17 protein-coding genes are annotated in these 20,751 nt (G+C 62.2%); 4 read left to right on the top strand and 13 right to left on the bottom strand.

Going from position 1 to position 20,751, the window contains the following annotated elements; all coding sequences use genetic code 11:
• Positions 1-15: 15 nt before the first annotated feature.
• From BLV09_RS12850 to ltnD, 6 genes are all read right to left on the bottom strand, one after another.
• Positions 16-1,215 carry an efflux RND transporter periplasmic adaptor subunit gene (locus BLV09_RS12850; protein WP_146687563.1) on the bottom strand — a complete coding sequence of 400 codons (1,200 nt, stop codon included), beginning with the start codon at positions 1,213-1,215 and terminating at the stop codon, positions 16-18.
• Positions 1,205-4,387, bottom strand: a complete 3,183-nt coding sequence (locus BLV09_RS12855; protein ID WP_146687564.1) for an efflux RND transporter permease subunit — start codon at positions 4,385-4,387, stop codon at positions 1,205-1,207. The genes BLV09_RS12850 and BLV09_RS12855 overlap by 11 nt, the downstream gene beginning before the upstream one ends.
• Before the next feature lie 180 nt (positions 4,388-4,567).
• A complete protein-coding gene (locus BLV09_RS12860) occupies positions 4,568-6,259 on the bottom strand; it encodes a methyl-accepting chemotaxis protein (protein WP_146687565.1) in 1,692 nt (563 codons plus the stop codon).
• Positions 6,260-6,431: 172 nt separating this feature from the next.
• The gene (gene otnK, locus BLV09_RS12865) at positions 6,432-7,715 is read right to left on the bottom strand and encodes a 3-oxo-tetronate kinase (protein ID WP_167558714.1); all 1,284 of its coding nucleotides are present in this window, start codon (positions 7,713-7,715) and stop codon (positions 6,432-6,434) included.
• Positions 7,712-8,494: a 2-oxo-tetronate isomerase gene (gene otnI / locus BLV09_RS12870; protein ID WP_146687566.1), complete on the bottom strand. Its 783-nt coding sequence runs from the start codon at positions 8,492-8,494 to the stop codon at positions 7,712-7,714. Before otnI ends, otnK begins: the two co-directional genes overlap by 4 nt.
• Before the next feature lie 24 nt (positions 8,495-8,518).
• Positions 8,519-9,433, bottom strand: coding sequence for an L-threonate dehydrogenase (gene ltnD, locus BLV09_RS12875; protein ID WP_146687567.1), 915 nt, complete (start codon positions 9,431-9,433; stop codon positions 8,519-8,521).
• Between the two features lie 118 nt (positions 9,434-9,551).
• Here ltnD and BLV09_RS12880 point away from each other — a divergent pair, with 118 nt between their 5' ends.
• A complete protein-coding gene (locus tag BLV09_RS12880; protein WP_146687568.1) occupies positions 9,552-10,217 on the top strand; it encodes an aldolase in 666 nt (221 codons plus the stop codon).
• A gap of 376 nt (positions 10,218-10,593) precedes the next feature.
• Here BLV09_RS12880 and BLV09_RS12885 read toward each other — a convergent pair whose 3' ends face one another.
• From BLV09_RS12885 to BLV09_RS12910, 6 genes are all read right to left on the bottom strand, one after another.
• The gene (locus BLV09_RS12885) at positions 10,594-11,298 is read right to left on the bottom strand and encodes an ABC transporter ATP-binding protein (RefSeq protein WP_100380692.1); all 705 of its coding nucleotides are present in this window, start codon (positions 11,296-11,298) and stop codon (positions 10,594-10,596) included.
• Positions 11,282-12,013 carry an ABC transporter ATP-binding protein gene (locus tag BLV09_RS12890; protein ID WP_100380691.1) on the bottom strand — a complete coding sequence of 244 codons (732 nt, stop codon included), beginning with the start codon at positions 12,011-12,013 and terminating at the stop codon, positions 11,282-11,284. Before BLV09_RS12890 ends, BLV09_RS12885 begins: the two co-directional genes overlap by 17 nt.
• Positions 12,010-12,990: a branched-chain amino acid ABC transporter permease gene (locus tag BLV09_RS12895; RefSeq protein WP_146687569.1), complete on the bottom strand. Its 981-nt coding sequence runs from the start codon at positions 12,988-12,990 to the stop codon at positions 12,010-12,012. Before BLV09_RS12895 ends, BLV09_RS12890 begins: the two co-directional genes overlap by 4 nt.
• Positions 12,990-13,868 (bottom strand): branched-chain amino acid ABC transporter permease, encoded by an 879-nt coding sequence (locus BLV09_RS12900; protein WP_100380689.1) that lies wholly within the window; start codon positions 13,866-13,868, stop codon positions 12,990-12,992. Before BLV09_RS12900 ends, BLV09_RS12895 begins: the two co-directional genes overlap by 1 nt.
• Positions 13,869-13,892: 24 nt before the next feature.
• Positions 13,893-15,137, bottom strand: coding sequence for an ABC transporter substrate-binding protein (locus BLV09_RS12905; protein ID WP_146687570.1), 1,245 nt, complete (start codon positions 15,135-15,137; stop codon positions 13,893-13,895).
• Between the two features lie 84 nt (positions 15,138-15,221).
• Positions 15,222-16,064 carry a putative hydro-lyase gene (locus BLV09_RS12910; protein ID WP_146687571.1) on the bottom strand — a complete coding sequence of 281 codons (843 nt, stop codon included), beginning with the start codon at positions 16,062-16,064 and terminating at the stop codon, positions 15,222-15,224.
• A gap of 116 nt (positions 16,065-16,180) precedes the next feature.
• On the opposite strand from BLV09_RS12910, the gene BLV09_RS12915 reads away from it, so the two are divergent.
• The 3 genes from BLV09_RS12915 to BLV09_RS12925 are packed head-to-tail and all read left to right on the top strand — an operon-like array spanning position 16,181 to position 19,336.
• Positions 16,181-17,098, top strand: coding sequence for a LysR family transcriptional regulator (locus tag BLV09_RS12915; RefSeq protein ID WP_146687572.1), 918 nt, complete (start codon positions 16,181-16,183; stop codon positions 17,096-17,098).
• Positions 17,099-17,136: 38 nt separating this feature from the next.
• Complete coding sequence (locus tag BLV09_RS12920; RefSeq protein ID WP_146687573.1) at positions 17,137-18,387, top strand: Zn-dependent hydrolase; 1,251 nt, start codon at positions 17,137-17,139, stop codon at positions 18,385-18,387.
• 37 nt (positions 18,388-18,424) lie between these two features.
• On the top strand, positions 18,425-19,336 hold the full coding sequence (locus BLV09_RS12925) for an NAD(P)-dependent oxidoreductase (RefSeq protein ID WP_146687574.1): 912 nt from the start codon (positions 18,425-18,427) through the stop codon (positions 19,334-19,336).
• A gap of 316 nt (positions 19,337-19,652) precedes the next feature.
• Here BLV09_RS12925 and BLV09_RS12930 read toward each other — a convergent pair whose 3' ends face one another.
• Complete coding sequence (locus tag BLV09_RS12930; protein ID WP_146687575.1) at positions 19,653-20,372, bottom strand: OmpW/AlkL family protein; 720 nt, start codon at positions 20,370-20,372, stop codon at positions 19,653-19,655.
• Between the last annotated feature and the right edge of the window lie 379 nt (positions 20,373-20,751).

The raw sequence follows: 20,751 nt of genomic DNA on the forward strand, positions 1-20,751 counted from the left end.
GGAGAGAGGGTTTCTCTACCCCTTCACGTCCGGCCTTTCCGAAACCTTCTCGGGCTTGCCCTTGGTGCCGACGCCGACAACACGGACCTGATCTCCATCGGCGATGCCGTCGGGCGGCGCGACAATGACGCGGTCGTCCGGAGAGATGCCCGATGCCAGTTCGATATCGCGGCCGAGATCGCGGGCGATGGTGACGGTCTTGAACAGTACCTTGTCGTCCGATCCGACCGTCGCGACCCGCAAGCCATTCTGGTTGAAGATCAGCGCGCTTGCCGGAATGTGCAGCGGCACTGTGTCGCCCGCCAGGGTTAAGCGCACATTGGCATAGCCGCCGGGCATCAACTCGCCAGCGGAATTGTCCAGCCCAAGCTGCATCCGCGTCGTGCCGGAGCCGACATCGACGGATTGCGAGGACGCTTCAACGGTCGCTGCGAATGTGCGGTTGGGGTACTCCGGCATTGAGATGACGGCCTTGGCGCCAATCTTGATGGCCGGCACGTAAGTCTGGGGCACGTTGACGTAGACACGCAGCTTCTTGATGTCGGAAATCACGAACATCGCCGGGCCGCTGCCGCCGCCGGCATTGATCAGAGCGCCGACGTCGGTGTCGCGGGAGGTCACCACGCCATCGAACGGTACGGTGATTTTCTTGTAACCAGCCAACGCCTCGAGCCGCTCGACATTGGCCTGGCTGGAATTGACCGAAGCATTCTTGTTGGACAGGTCGGCGGTGCGCTCGTCGATTTCCTGCATCGACACGAAATTCGACGCGATCAGCGTTTTCCGGCGGTTCAACGTGGCTTCGGACAGTTTTGCGCTAGCCTGCTGGCTGGCCAGATCCGCGCGTGCCTGCAGCAATTGCTGGTCGAGGTCCGGTGCCTCGATTTCGGCAATCACCTGCCCGGCCTTGACCTTCGCCCCGATATCGGCGGTCCAGCTCTTGAGGTAGCCGCTGACGCGGGCAAAGATCGGCGCGCGATAATAGGCCTCCAACCTGCCGGGCAGATCGAGCGTGGCGTTGAGGACCTTGGCGTCCGGCACCACCACTGCGACCGAAGGAACGGCCTGGGTGTCAGTCCATTCGCGCAGTTTCGTATCCGAATCCTCGCGCGCCCGGATGCCGGTCACCACGACCAGGACGAGCACGACGCCCGCCAAAAGCCCAAAAATGCCCAATTTCCGGCGGGAGACCGGCGAGCGTTGTTCAGTGGGCATGTGGTTTCTCCGGTGAGGCGGCGGCTTTGGCGCCTTGCATTTTGTGTACCATACTAAACACCACGGGAACAAACATCAGCGTGGCGATGGTGGCGAAGATCAGCCCCCCGATCACCGCACGCCCGAGCGGCGCGTTCTGTTCGCCGCCCTCGCCGAGGCCAAGCGCCATCGGCGTCATACCGATGATCATGGCGAGCGCCGTCATCAGCACCGGGCGAAAGCGCACGAACCCGGCCTCGATCGCCGCGGCAATGGGATCGCCGATTTCTTCGTAGCGTTCACGGGCAAAGCTGATCACCAGCACGCTGTTCGCGGTCGCGACGCCCATGCACATAATCGCGCCAGTCAGCGCCGGAACCGACAGCGTGGTCCGGGTCGAGAACAGCATCCAGACAATGCCGGCCAGCGCCGCCGGCAGCGCCGTGATGATCACGAACGGGTCGGACCACGACTGGAAGTTCACGACGATCAGGAAATAGATCAGAACGATGGCCGCCAATAGACCGAACAACAGCCCGGAAAACGCGCTGTTCATGGTCTGAACCTGGCCGAGCAGAACCACCGAACTGCCTTTGGGCACGTCCTGCGCGGTATCGGCGATCGCGGTCTTGATGTCCGCGGCTACCGCGCCGAGATCGCGCCCTTGCGGCGTCGCGTAGATCTGCACCATCGGCTGGATGTCGTATTGAGAGACAACCGCGCTCGATGTCGATCGCGTGATGTTGGCGATGCCGCCAAGGATCGGCGCGTTCGTGCTGCCAGCGGTAATCGGCAATGTCTGAAGCGCCCCCAATGAATCGATCTGGTATTGCGGGGTCTGCATGACGATCGAATATGACACGCCGTTGTCCGGATTGAGGTAGTAGGTCGGCGCGATCTGCGCGCTTCCCGCCAGGTTGACCACCAGGCTGTTGGTGACGTCGCGCTCGGTCAGGCCGACATATTGCGCACGAGTCCGATCGACATCGATGTTGAGGGTCGGATTGTTGGGCGATTGCTGGATGCGCGCATCGGCAACGCCAGGTATCCGGCGAATCCGGCTGAGCAGTTTGTTGGCGTAGGCGAAACTCGCGTTGACATCGGCGCCACGGACCTGAAGGTCGATCGGCGCCGGCGCGCCGAAATTGAGAATCTGGCTGACGATGTCGGCCGGCAGAAACGCGAACGTCATGCCTGGAAAGGCGTTCGGCAGCTGCTCGCGCAGGGCCTGAACGTATTCTTCGGTCGGCCGGTGGCCCTCTTTCAACTTGATCTGGATATCGCCGTCCTGCGGACCGATCACGCCGGTATTGTTATAGGTCATGTTGATGCCGCTGATCGGCATGCCGATGTTGTCGGCCAGCGTTTCGATTTCCCCTGGCGGAATGATCTTGCGGATCGCCTTCTGAACATCGGCAAATTGATTGGCGGTTTCCTCGACCCGGGTGCCGATCTGGGCGCGCGCGTGCATCAGGATCGAGCCTGCATCAACCGACGGAAAGAAATTCCTGCCGAGAAACGGCACCAGCAGGAATGAAACGGCGACGAAGCCGAGAAATCCGATCACGAAAATCGGCCGCCGTTGCATCGCCATCGACAGCAAATCGCGATAGCCGCCGCGCACGCGCTCGAAGTGCGTTTCGAAAGCGCGCTGAAACCGGACCAGCGGGTTGCGTGACCGTGGCCGCTCCTCGCCTTCGCCGAGATGCGTGTGCGGTTGCAACAGATATTTCGCCATGGTCGGCACCAGCGTCCGCGACAGGATGAACGACCAGATCATCGCGAACATCACGGCTTCGGCCATCGGCACAAACAGGAAGCGCGCAACCCCCTGCAGGAAGAACATCGGCACGAACACGATGCAGATGCAGAGCAGCGAAACAAAGGCCGGCGTCACGATCTGATTGGCGCCGTCCATGATCGAGCGCTCGACCGGCTTGCCCTGCTCCAGATGGTAATTGATGTTTTCGATCGTCACCGTCGCGTCGTCGACAAGGATGCCGACCGCGAGCGCCAGCCCGCCCAGTGTCATGATGTTGAGGGTTTCACCGATCGCCGACAGCATTACGATCGCGCCGAGCACCGCCAGCGGTATCGAGGTGGCGATAATAATCGTCGAGCGCCAGCTGCCGAGAAACAGCAGGATCATGACGCTGGTCAGCAAGGCGGCGATGATGCCTTCATAGGCAACGCCGGTGATCGCGCCACGCACAAACAGCGACTGGTCGCCGATGAACCCGATCTTGAGCGCGTCGGGAAGCGAATCCTTGACCTCGATGACCTTCCGTTTGATGCCGGCGATGATGTCCAGGGTCGAGGTCGAACCGGCCTTCAGCACCATCATCAGAACCGAGCGGTTACCGTCGACGTGAACGATGTTGGTCTGCGGCGGGTTGCCGTCGCGCACGGTCGCGACGTCATGAACGTAAACCATCGCACCGTTCACGGCCTTGATCGGCAAATTGCCGAGGTCTTCCATCTTGAGCGGCGAGTTGTTGAGCAGGACGTTGTATTCAAATCCGCCGATCTTCTGCGTACCGACCGGCGTGATCAGGTTCTGCGCTGCGAGGGCGTTGGATACGTCCTGCCCGGACAATCCAAGGGACTGCAGCGCCGGCAGATTGAGGTCGATCTGCACCTGGCGCTGCTTGCCGCCGAATGGGTAAGGAATCGCGGCTCCGGGCACGGTGACCAGCGGCGTCCGCAGCTGGTTGATGCCGATATCGGCGAGGTTCTGTTCGGTCAGGCCCTCACCCGACAGCGCGACCTGGATGATCGGAACCGTCGACGCACTGTAGTTGAGGATCAGCGGCGGCGTCGCGCCCGGCGGCATCTGCTTGAGCAGCGTTTGTGAAATCGCGGTGACCTGGGCATTGGCGGTCCGGATATCCACGTTCGGCTGGAAGAAGATCTTGATGATGCCGACGCCATTGTAGGAATTGGCAACGATGTGCTCGATATCGTTGACCGTCGTCGTCAGCGCCCGCTCGAACGGCGAAGTGATACGGCCAGACATCTGATCCGGCGGCAGGCCGGTATACTGCCAGACCACTCCGATGACGGGGATGCGGATGTCCGGAAAGATGTCGGTCGGCGTGCGCAGCGCCGCCAGCGGTCCGATGATCAAAAGAAGCAGCGCGAGCACGACAAAGGTATACGGCCGGCTCAGCGCGATGCGGACCAGTGCAATCATAAGTTAAGTATTCCCCGACCCCGCGAAGCCGCGGGGGACTGGCGTTCCAACGGGCCAATTCGTTTGCGCCGATTTACCCGAACCGGAGCCAAAAAGCCAACGCGTGGGGGCATAACTGACCTTCACTTCCGCGGCACCCGTCTTTGGACGAGCGCCGCCGAAGGGGCCGCAATAACTTTCTCAGGCCGCCCGGACCGAGGTGAGGAACTTGCTGACCTCGGTCTTGAGGCGGCTGCTGTCGCCGGAGAGCATTTTTGCCGCCGACAGGACCTGCGAGGAGGCTGAACCGGTCTCGCTGGCGCCACGCTCCACGTCGGTGATGTTGGATGACACCTGCTGCGTGCCCTGCGCCGCCTGCTGCACGTTGCGGGAGATTTCCTGGGTCGCTGCGCCCTGCTCTTCCACCGCCGCGGCAATGGTCGAGGATATTTCTGACAGTTTTTCGATGGTGCCGCTGATTTCCTTGATCGCGCCGACCGATTCCTGGGTCGCGGCCTGGATGCCGGTAATCTGCTGGCCGATCTCGCCGGTGGCTTTCGCGGTCTGTTCCGCCAGTGCCTTCACCTCGGACGCCACGACGGCGAAGCCGCGACCGGCCTCGCCGGCGCGTGCCGCCTCGATGGTGGCGTTCAGCGCTAGCAGATTGGTCTGTCCCGCGATGGTGTTGATCAGTTCGACCACATCGCCGATGCGAGCTGCGGCCTTCGACAATTCACTGACGCGGTCGTTGGTCCTGCGTGCCTGTCCAACGGCCTCGGTGGCCATCCGCGCCGATTCCTGGACCTGACGGCTGATCTCGTTGACGGAGGACGACAATTCTTCCGTGGCTGACGCCACCGACTGAACATTGGTGGACGCTTCTTCGGAGGCTGCCGCGACCGTCGTCGCCAACCGCTGCGAACGCTCCGCGGTCGATGACAGGGTGCCGGCCGAGGACTCAAGCTGGGAGGAGGCCGAGGATACGGTATTGACGATCTCGCCAATCATCGATTCGAACTCGCGGGTGATGTTGTCGACCCGACGGCCACGCTCGATCTTGGCTTCCGCGTCTTGCGCGGCCGCTTCATCGGCGGCTTTCTTCGCGACCAACGCTTCCTTGAACACCTGCAGGGTATCCGCCATGGCGCCGATTTCGGTTTTCTCGCCCTGATGCGGCACTTGCGCGGTCAAATCGCCTTTACCCAGCGCCTGCATCGGCTTCACGATGGAGGCGATACCGCTGGAGACGTCGCGGATCAGATAAACGCCGACGGCGCCACCGACGATGACCGCGAAGCCGAGTATGACCGCCAGCATTGCAAAGGCCGAGGCATAGGTGTCGGCCGCGTCGTTGGCTACCTTGTCGGCGCCCGAATTATTGAGATCGATATCCTTCTTCAGGATTTCGTCGGCCGCGAGCGAAAGCTTGTTCACGGTTTTCGAATTCAACTCGTGAGATTCATGGGGGACCTTCCCGGCCTCTTTGCGGGAAAGCGCCATGACTTCCTCGGTGCCCTTCTTGTAGTCGTCCCAGGTTTGCGACCATTGGTTGTAGAGCGCGCGTTCCTCCGGAGTCGTAATCATTGGCTCATAGGTCTGGCGAATCTTGTTGTTACCCTCGACAACACCAGCCAGAGTCTTTTCGGCTGCTTCCTTTTCCTCCAACGTCTCTGCGAGCAGGTGCTCCCGGATCACGTTGCGATAGGTGATGACACCTGCACGCAGATCGCCCAGCACACGGACGCTCGGCAGCCAGTTCGTCGTGATATCGACGGTATTGGCGTTTATCGCCCGCATATTCCTGACGGCGAGCAGGCCCATACCGGCCAGCGCGAGGAGCAGGAAGGCTACGACGGCCGTGATCTTGGCGCGGATCGAGAACTTGGCGAACATGATTTGCAATCTCTTGGTTTTGAACGCTGGAGAGCGCCTGACGTGACGGAGCAAGACGCGGCGGGGTGGACGAATCCCTTCCGGCATCAAAACCTAGACGTCTTGAGGTCACGTTAACTTGACGTCCCCGTAGGACTACGGGCCGCGCAAAAGACCGACGCAGATGTAGCGATCAGCGCATCAGCTTGAGGGCGTCGGAGAAAAACTCCGGTCCGCCGAAATTGCCTGATTTCAGTGCAAGCAACATCTCGCCTGCCTTCGCGCCGACCGCGCGCAGCACCGGTACACCGGCGGCGATTTCCGCTCCGACCAGAAAAGCCGGAATTCCCAGACGATCCACCACCGCGCCGGAGGTTTCGCCGCCGGCGACAACCAGCCGCCGCACGCCCGCCAGCACCAACCCGTCTGCGATATCGGCCATTGCCTGTTCGATCGCATGCCCTGTTGCATTGCGGCCATGTCGTGACTGCAGGGCTGCGACCTCCTCCGGCGTCGAGCTGCTGGCGATCAGGATCGGACCATCTTTGATTCGATCCTTGGCCCAGGCGAGCGCGCGACGCGATTCGTCCTTGCCCGAGATGATCTGCTCGGGATCGAGATGAAGCACCGGCATGGCCTGCTCGGCGTTGGCAACCTGCTGCAGCGTCGCCTGTGAGCAACTGCCGGCAAGACATACCGCAGGGCCGCCGACCGGCGTATCGGACAGCGTGTTCGACGCGTTTTGCTTGGTCTTTCGCGACGTCACCAGCGCATGGGCAAGCCCAAGCCCGATGCCGGACGCCCCAACGGACAGGCGATGATCCAGCGCCACCGCGCCGATGGTCTCCAGATCGCGATCGAACACCGCATCGACAATCGCGGCGCCGAAACCTTGTCCGGCGAGATCGGCAAGCCGTGCTCGGACGGCATCCGGTCCGCGCGACACTGCCGCGAGATTGACGAGACCGATTTTGGTTTTGCTCTGGCGCGCCAGCACCCGCGCCAGGTTGGAATCGTGCATCGGATTGAGCGGATGGTCCTTGAGCGGACTTTCGTTCAGCGGCACCGCGCCCACGAACAGGTTACCCTGATAGACCGTGCGGCCGGTTTCCGGAAAGGCCGGCGTCACCAGCACGATCGTATCGCCGGAGTCGCGGCGCAACGCATCCATGACCGGGCCGATATTGCCGGCATCGGTGGAATCGAAGGTCGAACAGATCTTGAACAGCACATGACGAGCGCCTCGCCCGCGCAGCCATTTTTCCGAGGCGCGCGAGCGCTCCACCGCAAGGCCGGCCTCGATCGAGCGGCTCTTGAGCGAGACCACCACGGCATCGACTTCGGGCAGCGCCAGATCGTCCGGGGGCACCCCGATGGTCTGCACCGTGCGCAATCCGGCACGGGTCAGCGTGTTGGCGAGGTCGGAGGCACCGGTGTAATCGTCGGCGATGCAGCCCAGGGACAACGCAGAGGTCACGGCTTCACTCCGGCGTAGGGTTTGAACCAGCCGAGACCGTCTGACGTCTTGCCGCGCGGGTTATATTCGCAGCCGACAAAACCCTTGTAGCCGAGCCGATCGAGTTCGCCGAACAGGAACGGATAATTCAATTCCTCCCCATCGGGCTCGTTGCGCGAGGGAATGCTCGCAATCTGGATATGGCCCGTTATCGGCATCATCTCACGCAGCCGCATGGTCACGTCGCCATGGATGATCTGGCAATGATAGATGTCGAACTGCAGCTTCAGATTGGGGATCTTCAGCTCGTCGATCAGGTCGCGTGCAAACGCAAAATCGTTGAGGAAGTAGCCGGGCACGTTACGCGGGTTGATCGGCTCGAGCACCACGTCGATGCCATGGGGGCCAAAGAACTCGGCGGCCCAAGCCACGGATTTGTAGAACGCCTCTACCGCCTTTCGATCGTCGCGGCTGGCAATCCCCGCCATCAGATGCAGGCGCTTGACGCCGGTCGCCTTGGCATAGGGCAACGCGGTGTGCAGGCTTTGCTGCAGGTCGGCAAAACGGTCCGGCAGCGCCGCAAAGCCTTTTTCGCCGGCTGCCCAATTGCCCGGCGGCAGATTGAACAGCGCCTGCGTCAGGCCGTTGCGATGCAGCCGCTCGCCGACCTGTTCGGCCGGATGTTCATAGGGAAACAGGAATTCAACGGCGGTGAAACCCGCTTTCGCCGCCGCATCGAACCGGTCGAGGAACGGGACTTCGTTGAACATCATGGAAAGATTGGCGGCGAAACGGGGCATCGACGGTCCTCTTGTGTGTCAGTTTTATTTCGGTTCGCCCGGCAAAGCCGTGCCGGTGACGCGCGCATACATCCGCGCGACCGAAGCATCGTCATCGCGGCCCATGCCGGAAGCCGCCGTCATCAAGAACATCTGTAGCGCCGCAGCCGCCACCGGTACCGGAAATTTTGCCGTGCGCGCCATGTCCTGGATGATGCCGAGGTCCTTGACGAAAATCTCCACCGCGCTGCGCGGGGTATAATCGCCGTCGAGCACGTGCGGCATGCGGTTCTCGAACATCCAGGAATTGCCGGCAGACGCCGTGATCACCTCATAGACTTTCCGGATATCGAGCCCCTGCTTGGCGGCGAACGTGATCGCTTCGGAGGCGGCCGCGATATGCACGCCGGCGAGCAACTGGTTGATCATCTTGAACGCGGCGCCTTGGCCAGCGGCATCACCGAGTTCGTAAAGCTTCGCCGCCATCGCATCGAGCGCGGGCCGCGCCTTGGCGAAAGCCGTGGGACTGCCCGACGCCAGGATGGTGAGTTCACCCTGCGCCGCGCGCTGCGCTCCGCCGCTGATCGGTGCGTCGAGATAGTGCCGGCCGGTCGCCTCCAGTTGTTTCGCGAGCCGCCGCGCCACATCGGGATCCATGGTGGCAGAGGAGATAAAAACCGCATCCTTGGCCAGCGTTTCGGCCACGCCATCTTTGCCGAACAGGATGGTTTCGGTCTGCGCGGCGTTGACGACCACGCTGACCACAATGTCAGCCTGTTTGGCGGCGTCCGCCGGGGTCTTTCCGCCCCGCCCGCCGTCGGCCACGAATCGCGCCACGGCGTCTGCCGAAACGTCGCAGCCGGCAACGTCAAAACCCGCACGCCGCAACGAGGTCGCCATGCCAAAACCCATCGAGCCCAGCCCGATGACGGCGACGCGTGGTTTTACGGATTCAGGCATGCGGCAATTCCCCGGCAGGTTTCCTCTGGCCAGCACTTAAGCGCGGCTTTGCCTCTGGGTATCACGGCTTGGCCGCGCTGCCAAAGCATGAGACAACGCGGGAAACAGGGATGCTGCCATGACCGAAACGATGGTCCGCGAGGAAATCTGCCGCCTCGGCCGCTCGCTGTTCGAGCGCGGACTGACGCCGGGCTCGTCGGGCAACATCAGTGTGAAGCTCGATGATGGCGGCTGGCTGGTGACGCCGACCAATGCCTCGCTCGGTTGGCTGGACCCGGCGCGGCTGTCGCGGCTCGGCGCCGACGGACGGCTCATCTCCGGCGATGCACCGACCAAGGAAGTGCCGCTGCATACCGCGCTCTACCAGACGCGCGGCGCTGCGCGCGCGGTTGTTCACCTGCATTCGACCCATTCGGTGGCGCTTTCGATGCTGCCGGAGATCGATCCGCGCGCCGCGCTGCCGCCCATGACGCCGTATTATCTGATGAAATGCGGGCTGACCGCACTGGTCCCGTATTATCGTCCCGGCGATCCCGCGGTCGCCGATGCGATCAAGGGGCTTGCCGGAAAATACACATCCGTGCTGCTCGCCAATCACGGCCCGGTGGTGTCGGGCGATACGCTGGAAGCGGCGGTGTTTGCGATGGAAGAGCTGGAAGAAACCGCAAAGCTCTATTTGCTGCTGCGCGGGCTCAACCCGCGCTACCTGACGCCGGCACAGGTCGCGGATTTGTCCAGGACCTTTGGGCTGGCGTTGCCGGCGCATGGGCACGATCATGCATAGTCTGTAGGATGGGTTGAGCCCTTAGCAAAACCCATCAACCACGCAAACCGAAACTGATGGGTATCGCTTCGCTCCACCCATCCTACGGACCTGCCCCAAATACGCCTTGTGCGCGTCGCGAATGCCCCCTCCACGTCATCGCGAGCCAACGGGTCGGTGCAAAGCGCCGCCCGATGACAGGCTCCGCAAAGCAATCCAACCTCCGTCATTCCGGGATGGTGCGTCAGCACCAGACCCGGAATCTCGAGATTCCGGGTTCGATGCTTCGCATCGCCCCGGAATGACGAGTTGCGAGATGGATTGCTTCGTCGCGGAGCCTGTCGTCGGCCCGCCGGAGGCGGGTCCCGTTGGCTCCCCGCAATGACTGCGATGGAAGTCACAGCCCCAGATACGCCTTGCGCACATCGGGATTGCCTTTGATCTCAGCCGCGGCGCCCTGCATCAGCACGCGGCCGGTCTGTAAAATATAGGCGCGGTCGGCGATGTCGAGGCACTCCGCCATTCGCTGCTCGACGATCAGCACGGTCATGCCGGCGTCGCGGATGCGCTTTACCGCAGCGAAGATTTCATCAACCAGCTTCGGCATGATACCCTGCGACGGCTCGTCCAGCATCAACAGCCGCGGGCGCGTCATCAACGCCCGCCCAATCGCCAGCATCTGCTGCTCGCCGCCGCTCAGCGTTTCGGCGCGCTGCTCGAGGCGTTCGGACAACCGCGGAAACAGTTGGAACACCAGTTCCAGCGGCGCGTCGCGATCGGCCTGGCTGCGATACATGTAACTGCCGAGACGCAGATTGTCGTGCACCGACAGCCGCGGAAACAGCCTGCGATTTTCCGGCACATAGGCAATGCCGCGCGCGGTGATGACATGTTGTGCCAGGCCGTCGAGACGCGCGCCATCAAAGGTAATCGTGCCGGAGCGCGGACGCTCGGCGCCGGCGATGGATTTCAAAAGCGTCGATTTGCCGGCGCCATTGGCCCCGGCAACGCAGACGATCTCGCCCTTCTCGACCTCGATGCTGACGGCCGAGATCGCTACCAAGCCCTGATAGGCCGTGGTGATTTCATGCACCGACAGCATGACGATCCCCAAGGTAGGCGCTGATGACTTTCGGATCGCGGACGATGTCGGCCGGCTTGCCCTCGACCAGCACCTTGCCGAGATCGAGCACGATGGCGCGGTCGACCAGCGGCATCACGATCTCCATGACATGCTCGACCATGAGCACGGTAACGCCGGTCGCGCGAACCCGACGCACCAGTTCGACGCCGGTTTGCGCCTCGGTCGGGGTCAGGCCGGTGAGGACTTCATCCAGCAGCAGCAGTTTGGGCTCGGTCGCAAGCGCGCGGGCGACTTCGAGCCGCCGCTTTTCAGACGGGACCAGATCGCTGGCGAGCACATTGGCACGGGCGGCAAGGCCGGCAAATTCCAGCACCTCATGGGCCTTGCGGCGCGCCTCGCGCATCACGGTGGTGCGGATCAGCGCGCCGACGATGACGTTGTCGATCACGGTCATGGTCTCGAAGCTTTTCACGACCTGGAAAGTGCGCCCGATGCCGCGCTGGCAGCGCTCCGCCGCCGGCAGCGTGGTGACGTCTTCACCATCGAAAAATATCGAACCCTGGGTCGGCGGCAGCACGCCGGCGATCAGGTTGAACAGCGTCGACTTGCCGGCGCCATTCGGACCGATCAGTCCGACGATCTCGCCGCGTCCGACCGAAATCGAAACATCGCTGTTGGCGACCAGACCACCGAACCGTTGCCAGACGCCGCGGGTTTCGAGCAGCGCCGTCATCGGGCCGGCTCCTTATGCCCACGCGAGAACAATCCGATCAGACCCTCCGGCCGCGCCAGCGAGATCAGCACGATTAAAGTGCCATAGACGATCAGGTCGACGCCACGGCCGGAGCCGCCGATATAAGAGCGTGTCAGTTCGGTAAGCGGGATCAGGATGACCGCGCCGAGCACCGGCCCCCACAACGTGCCGATGCCGCCGAGCACGGCGGGCAATGCCATCAACAGCGAGAATTGAAACCCCATGACGCTTTCGGGATCGATATACGACACGAACTGCGCATAGAAGCCGCCGCCAACCGCGGTGAGGAACGCCGAGACCGCAGCGGCGCCCATCTTGGAATCGAACACGACCACGCCGAGGCTCTCGGCGGCGTCCGGATTGTCTTTCACGGCGCGCCACCAAAAACCCCATTTGGAATCCTCGAGCCACCAGGTCACGAGCCAGGCGATGCAGGTGAGCGCGAGCGCGAAATAAAAATAGGGCAGCTTGCTGCGGGTGAACTGGAACGTCAGCCAACTGTCGTGACGCACCGGAATATCGATGCCGAGCGCGGCGCCGGCCCAATCCCAGTTCTGGAACAACAACAGCGCGATCTCGGCGATGACGATGGTGGCGATGACGAAATAATGCCCGCGCAGGCGGAAACAGGGATAACCCAGCGCCATCGCGATGACAGCGGATATCAGGCCGCCGCCGACCATGCCGAACCACGGCAACACGCCGAACTTGGTGAACAGCAGCGCGGTCGTGTAGGCGCCGAGCCCAAAATACAGGGCATGGCCGAGCGAGATCTGCCCGCAATAGCCGGAGAGAATATTCCAGCTCTGCGATAACGCCGCATACATCAGCGTCAGCACCATGATGTTCTGGACGTAGACGTCCTTGACGAACATCGGCACCAGCGCAGCCAGGACCGCAAAACAGCCCGCGATGATCAAATCGCGGCGGCGGCGCTGGGCGAAGGCGGTATCCATCACAGCGATCCGAACAGGCCGCGCGGCCGGATGAAGACCACCAGCAGATAGACCGCGTAGATGCCGACCGACTTCAGCGACGGCGGCAGGATCAACGCCGTGGTGGCTTCGACAAGACCGACGATGATGCCGCCGGCAAAGGCGCCGAACACGCTGCCGAAGCCGCCGAGGGCCACCGTGACATAGGCGATCAGCGCGAACGACGCGCCGACATCGGGATAGACGTAAAAGAACATCGCCATGATCGCGCCGGCGAGCCCTACCAGCGCCGCGCCAAGACCCCAGCCCAGTGCGAATACCCTGTTCTTGTCGATACCGACCAGCGCCACCGCACCGGCGTCCTCGCGCGTTGCTTCAAGCGCCCGGCCGAAATCGGTACGGTTGATGAAGAAATAGAGGGCGCTGAACGCCGCGATCGTCACCAGCGCGCCGGCCAGTTGCGGCACCGGCAGGAAGATGCCGGCAATCGAGAAGGTTTTTCCGCCCAGCCAGGAATGCGTGACGCTGCGATAGTCCGGCGTGAAGAAGAACTGCGCCAGACCACGCATCGTGATGGCGAGACCGAAGGTCGAAAAGATCTGCACCATGCCGGCATTGGCTTTTGCCCGCACGGCGAAGCGCACGATCAACAGATAGACCAGCGCCCCGAACACGAACAGCGCCGCCGCGACCAGCGGCGCCGCCAGCAGGGGATCGACGGCAAAAAACGCGAACAGAAAGAACGTGATGTACATGGCGATCATGAGGAACTCGCCGTGGGCGAAGTTCACCACGTCCATGAGGCCGAAAATCAGCGCCAGCCCCGCGGCGATCAAGCCGTACAGCAGCCCCATCAAAAGGCCGCTGGCAAGACTTTGGATGATGGTCTCAGCCGTCACGGCCTTGGTCCTCGTGCCAACCGTTTATTTCATCGGCCAGATGGCTTCGGCTACCGCGGCTTGCGGCGGAAAGATCGTGACGAACTTGCCGCCGACATATTGCAGCAATACCGGATCGGCATCGTTGTTCTGGCCCATCTCGTCGAACTTGACGCGCTTCCACGGCATGATGGTCTGTTCGCCCGGCATGTCGGTGGCGACCAGCGCTTCGCGAATCTTTTCGCCGTCGGTGGATTTGGCGCGGTTGATCGCATCCGCCATCACGATCAGGCCCATGAACTGGCGCGAGGAAAAGTCGTTGAGGTCCTTGCCCGATTTCGCTTTGAACATGTCATTGACCGTGCCGACCATCGGCCGCTTGGCGGCCAGATCGAGCGAGAAACTGCCGCGCGAGATCACGCCTTCGAGCTTGTCGCCGACCGCATCATATAATGCCTTTTCGGAGAAGCCGGCGTCCTGCGCGACGATGGCGTTGGGCTTGTAGCCGAGTTCGGCCATGGTCTTCACCAGCAGGATGCCATCCGTGGTGTAGCTCGACGGCATCAGCACGTCGGCATTGGCGGCCTTGAGCTGCTGCACTTCCGCCGACAGCGACGGCGAATTGGCGCGGTATTTGATATCCGCCAGCACCTTGTAGCCGCGTTCGCCGGCGAGCTTGAGCTGTGCGTTGCCGGAATCGGTACCGAAGATGGTATCTTCGTGGAACAGCGACAGCGTGTCGATCTTGGTACCTTTCTTCTTCATGGCATCGAAGAAGTCGAACATCGCGGCCGAAAACATCTCGTCATGGGGGGCGGCGCGGAAATAAAATTTGAGACCGCGGCGATGCAGGCTCGGCGAGGAATTGTCCGCCGAGAGGAACGGGATCTGGTAGCGCTCGCAGATCTGGCTGGCCGTGACGGCGACCGCGCTCTGATAGGTGCCGATGATAGCGCAGACCTTTTCCTGCGTGATGAGGCGCTCGGCTTCGGCGCGGCCCTTCTGCGGATCGGCCTGGTGATCGGCGTAGACGAGGCGGATCTTGGCTCCGCCCAACCCCGGCAGCCCAGTGTCGCGCGCCAGCGGCAGGTCGAAATCGTATTTGTTGTTGATGATCTCGGCAGCGGTCTCGAACGCGCTCTTCGCATCGACGCCGATCTGCGCGCTGGCGCCGGAGAACGGATAGATGATGCCGATCGGCACGTCGGTGGTTTGCGCGCGGGCCACGACCGGCATCAGCGCAGCAGTAGCAGTGGCTCCAAGCAATACATTCCGACGCGTGATAGTCATACGAGAGATCCCCTGTTATCTGCCGCTATCGATGAAGCGATTGAACTCGATGGTAAAGCCTCAAAGAACAGCAAGGGCTGCCCATTAAAGCACAGCCAACTGTTTGTTCTTCAGGTCTGTCACCAGCATTAGTCCGGGCGCGTGGGTAATGGCAAACGGCAGCTTCGCCGCCGCGATGACGGCTTGCGGCGTCACGCCGCACGCCCAGAACACGGGGATCTCATCTGATGCCACCGGCACCGGGTCGCCATAGTCGGGTTTTGCGATATCCGCGATTCCGATCGAATGCGGATGTCCGAGATGAACCGGCGCGCCATGCACGGCGGGAAATCGCGAGGTGATCTGCACCGCGCGGATCGCATCCGCAGGTTTGAACGGGCGCATCGAGACCACCATGGGACCCGCGAACGGTCCCGACGGGCTGCATGCGATGTTGGTGCGGTACATCGGCACGCGTACATTGTGCTCGATATGACGGAGCGGCAGATCATCCGCCATCAGCGCTTCCTCAAATGAGAAAGAGCAGCCCAGCACGAACGCAACCAGATCGTCGCGCCAATGCGCCATGATATCGGTCGGCTCCTCCACCATCTCGCCGTCGCGCCAGACGCGGTAACGCGGCACGTCGGTACGAATATCGAGGTCGATCCCGAGCGAGGGAATGCGGGGATCGCCGACATCGGACATGCCGATGATGGGGCACGGCTTTGGATTGAGCTGGCAAAACCGGTGGAACGAAGCCGCGAGCTTCTCCGGCAGGATCGCAAGGTTACCCTGGACGAAGCCGTTGGCGACGCCGGCGGTGGTCGTGGCCATCCCGGCGCGGCAGGCGTGCCGGGCCGCCACGCTCGGCAACAGGTTTGCATCAGCGGATAAATCAGACGTCGCGCGGTCGGAAGGCCGCTCCGTTCTCGCCAGGCTGGTCATGAATGCCGCTCCATTTCACTCGACAGCAAGTGACGCATACGGGTACTATAATGTCTAATCGTCGTTTTTAATCAAGATCGATAAATCTAATTTATCGATCTGCAGGTATCGGAAGCATGGCTGATTTCAAGGCAATAGAGACCTTCATGTGGGTGGTCACGCTCGGCAGCTTCCGCGGGGCGGCCCAAAAGCTCAACACCACCCAGCCCGCGATCTCGCAGCGGATCGCGCAGCTCGAACGCGAGGTAGGTGTCCGGCTTTTGCAGCGCGACCGCCGCATGGTGCTTCCGACGCCGAGCGGGCGGCAGATGATGGTGTATGCCGAGAAGCTGATCGGGCTGCGCTCGGAAATGCTGGAGGTGATCGGCGATCGCTCGGCGATGCGCGGCGTGCTGCGGCTCGGCGTCGCCGAGACCATCGTGCACACCTGGCTTTCGCAACTGATCAAGCGCGTCAATCACGTCTATCCCAACCTTTCACTCGAAATCGAGGTCGACATTACCTCGAACCTGCAAAGCCGGCTGCTGGCGCAGGAAATCGAGCTGGCATTCCTGCTCGGACCGCTGACGGCGCCGACCATCAGCAACCGGGTGCTGTGCGACTATCCCGTGGACTTCCTTGCCAGTCCTTCGCTGGGCCTGGGCAAGCGAAGACTGACGGTGCACGATCTCGCGAAGTTTCCCATCATCACGTTTCCACGCAAGACCCAACCCTACGAAATCGTGAGCTCGCTGTTCAATCGCCCCGACTTGCCGCCGATGCGCCTGCACGCCAGCGCGTCACTGGCGACCGTCATTCACATGGCGATCGAGGGCCTTGGCATCGCCGTGATCCCGACCGCGATCGTCGAGAATGAGTTGGCCGACGAGCGGCTGCAATTGCTGTCGACCAACCTGCAAATACCATCGCTGACATTCTCGGCGAGCTGGCTCGCCTCCCCCGATACGGTCGCCATCGAGCGCGTGGCTGAACTTGCCGCGAAGCTTGCGCAAGGCAGCGTCATTGTTGACGCGCCGCAGCCGGCGCGTCATTGAAATGAACCTGCCTGTCGCCTGATTTCCGGAATGGCTCCATGACCCCAGTCGCATCCAATCTGCAGATCGATTCCGCCCGGCTTTGGGATACGATTCATGAAACGGCGAAATTCGGCGCGACGCCCAAGGGCGGGGTTCGGCGGCTGACGCTCGGGCCGGAAGACAAGCAGGTGCGCGACTGGTTCCGCAAAGCCTGCGAGGCCGCCGGCCTCGAAGTGCATGTCGATGGGCTCGGTTCGATGTTTGGCCTGCGCAAGGGCCGCGACATGTCGAAGCCACCGGTCGGCCTGGGCTCGCATCTCGATACCCAACCGACCGGCGGCAAGTTCGACGGCGTGCTCGGCACGCTGGCGGCGCTCGAAGTCGTTCGCACCCTCAACGATGCCGGGATCGAGACCGAAGCCCCGATCTGCATCGTCAACTGGACCAACGAGGAAGGTTCGCGCTTTGCGCCGGCGATGATGGCGTCGGCCGCCTATGTCGGTGATTTTACGACAGACGATATTCTGTCGCGCAGGGATGCCGAAGGCGTCACCGTGGCGGAGGCGCTCGACAGCATCGGCTATCGCGGCGACAGCCCGGTCGGTACGCAAAAATTTACCAGCTTCGTCGAACTGCATATCGAGCAAGGTCCAATCCTCGAAGCGGAGAACAAGACCATCGGCGTGGTCGATTCCGGCCAGGGCGTATTGTGGTACGATGGCCAGATCATCGGCTTTGAAAGCCATGCCGGCTCGACGCCGATGCCGCTGCGCCGCGATGCGCTGGCAACCTTGTCGGAGATCGTGCTGGCGATGGAGAGCATCGCGAAAAAGCACGGTCCAAAGGCGGTCGGGACCATCGGCGAGGCCGTCATCGCCAATCCCTCGCGCAATGTCATTCCCGGCGAGATCGCCTTCACCATCGATTGCCGCAGCGCCGATGCCGCGATCATGGACGCGCTCGACAAGGACCTGCGCGCTGCGGTTGCCGAAATCGCGGCCCAGCGCAAGGTCGAGGTCAAGCTCAATCTGGTCTGGCGCAAGCCGCCGACCCATTTCGATCCCAGACTGGTCGACGCGGTGGAGAATGCGGCTCAGGCGCTCGGCTATTCGCACCGGCGCATCACGTCAGGCGCCGGCCATGACGCCTGCAACCTCAATACGGTGATGCCTGCCGCGATGGTGTTCGTGCCCTGCAAGGACGGCATCAGCCACAATGAGCTTGAGGACGCAACGCAAGCGGATTGCACCGCGGGCGCCAACGTCCTGATGCATACCGTGCTGGCGCTTGCAGGCGTTGCGTCGTAGCCGGGCGGTCCCTTTCAAAAAGCAAACGGAGATTTCGGTGCGCGGAGTTTTTGTCGATGCCAACGGATCGCTGGCGGATATTTTCGAGCGGCAGAACGCAGAAGGCGATCCGGAGGTCGCGGTCAACCGCAACGCCGACATCACATCCGAGCAGATGCCTGCCCTGCTCGATGGCCCGGAGATCGTCATCATCGATCACACCCCGTTTCCGACCGACGTTGCACGGCGCTGCGCTGGCCTGAAGCATGTGGTCTTTCTCGGCACCGGCGCGCGGAGTTACATGAATCCCGAAGAGCTCGCCGAGCTCGGCATCACCGTTCACTTGATCAAGGGTTATGGCGACACCGCGGTTGCCGAATGCGCCATCGCGCTGATGTGGGAAGCCTCCCGCGGCATTGCCAAGATGGACCGCGAGATGCGCGCCGGCAATTGGCTACGCGAGGACGGCATGCAGCTCACCGGCAAGACGCTGGGCCTGATCGGGTTTGGCGGCATTGCGGCCGAGGTCGCGCGCATCGCGATCGGCAGCGGCATGCGCGTGATCGCGTGGAACAGGACGCCCAAAAATCATCCCGGCGCCGAGTTCACCGATCTCGATACGCTTCTGGCGCAGAGCCACGTCGTCTCGCTGCATCTTTTGTTGAACGACGAGACGCGCGGTTTTCTCACCCGCGAACGGATCGCGCGGATGAAGCCGGGTGTGTTGTTCGTCAACACCGCGCGCGGTGCGCTGGTCGACGAGGCCGCCATGATCGACGCGCTGAAATCAGGCCACATCCGACACGCCGGGCTCGACGTTTTCAATATCGAGCCGCTGCCGTCGGACCATCCGCTGACGAAACTACCGAACGTGACACTGTCGGCGCATTCGGCCTTCCGCACGCCCGAGGCAAATGAAAATCTGATCAGCGCGGCATGGGCGCATTGCCGGCGGATCGCGAAGGGCTAGCGCCGCACGCTCCAATACCTTCTCCCCTTGTGGGAGAAGGTGGCGCGGATACCATCCGCGCCGGATAAGGGGTCTGCGTCCGCGGATAGAGACCCCTCACCCGGCTCAATCTCGCTCCGCTCGATTTCGCCACCCTCTCCCACAAGGGGAGAGGGTAAGAAATTACTCGACCATCTCCGCGACCGCCTTACCGAGCCAACGGATCGCCGCGAAGCGCCGCCCGATGACAGGCTCCGCGAAGCAATCCATTCTTCCTTTGCGGCCTTATGGATTGCTTCGTTCCTCGCAATGACGGGAAAAGCGGAACTCCCGAATATCAGAACTTGTAGGTGATGCCGGTTCCGATCAGCCACGGGTCGAGATTGACCTTGCCGGTGACCGGCAAGGTTCCTGCGAGCGTGCCGCTCCAGTCCGGGCGCAACCAGATCTTTTTGATGTCGACGTTCAGACCGACATGCTGGTCGATCATGTAGTCGAAACCGATCTGCGCAACTGGAGCAGCCGTATTGTGCAGGTCGCTGGAGGTGACGATCGTGCCGGCATTATTGAAAGCGTTGCCGGCCGACTGGCTAAAGAAAACCGTATAGTTCACGCCCGCGCCGATATAGGGCTTGAACGCGCCGAACTCGGTAAAGTGATATTGCAGCGTCAGCGTCGGCGGAAGCAGCCAGGCTTTGCCGACATCAAGGCCAGCCGTTGCCGGAACGCCGGTACCTGTCACGTCATGACGGGTGGCACCGAGAATAAGTTCGGCTGCGATATTGCGCGTGAAAAAGTAGGAAATATCCAATTCCGGAATGACCGCATCCGATGTCTTCACGCCCGATCCCGGTACCTGGTCCACCGAGCCCGAATCCCGCGTGATGACGCCAAGCGCGCGCAGACGAATCATCCAGGGATTCCAGGCTTCGACCGCCGGCGCCTTGACGTAGGGTGCCGCAGCGGGCAGGTCGGCCGCTGAGCCGGCTGCCGCAAATCCCAACAGGCCGGCAGCCAAAGCGAGCGACGAGACCGCAGTTCTTGTTTTTATCTTCATGAAAGTCCCCAACAGCTGCCAGTACGAACGATTTCGCACCGGCTGACTTTCACAAAGGCTGACCTGCCGATCGGAGAAATTGCGCTCGATCAAATCGCCGGTTCTCTTCGTCCGAATCCTCGCGACTGTTGCGCCGCCGACACACAGCGGGCGTTCAGCGTTCCGCACGCCCGAAGCGAACGAAAATCTGATCAGCGCGGCATGGGCGCATTGCCGAAGGATTGCGAGGGGCTGAAAATGGCCGGGATAGCGTAGGGTGGGCAAAGACGCCCTTCGCGCCGTGCCCACCATCTATCATTCGCTCGTTGTCACGAACGGTGGGCACGCTTCGCTTTGCCCACCCTACGACTGCGTCCGCGGATAGAGACCCCTCACCCGG

The sequence above is a fragment of the Bradyrhizobium canariense genome (assembly GCF_900105125.1).
Taxonomy (GTDB): Bacteria; Pseudomonadota; Alphaproteobacteria; order Rhizobiales; family Xanthobacteraceae; genus Bradyrhizobium; species Bradyrhizobium canariense_A.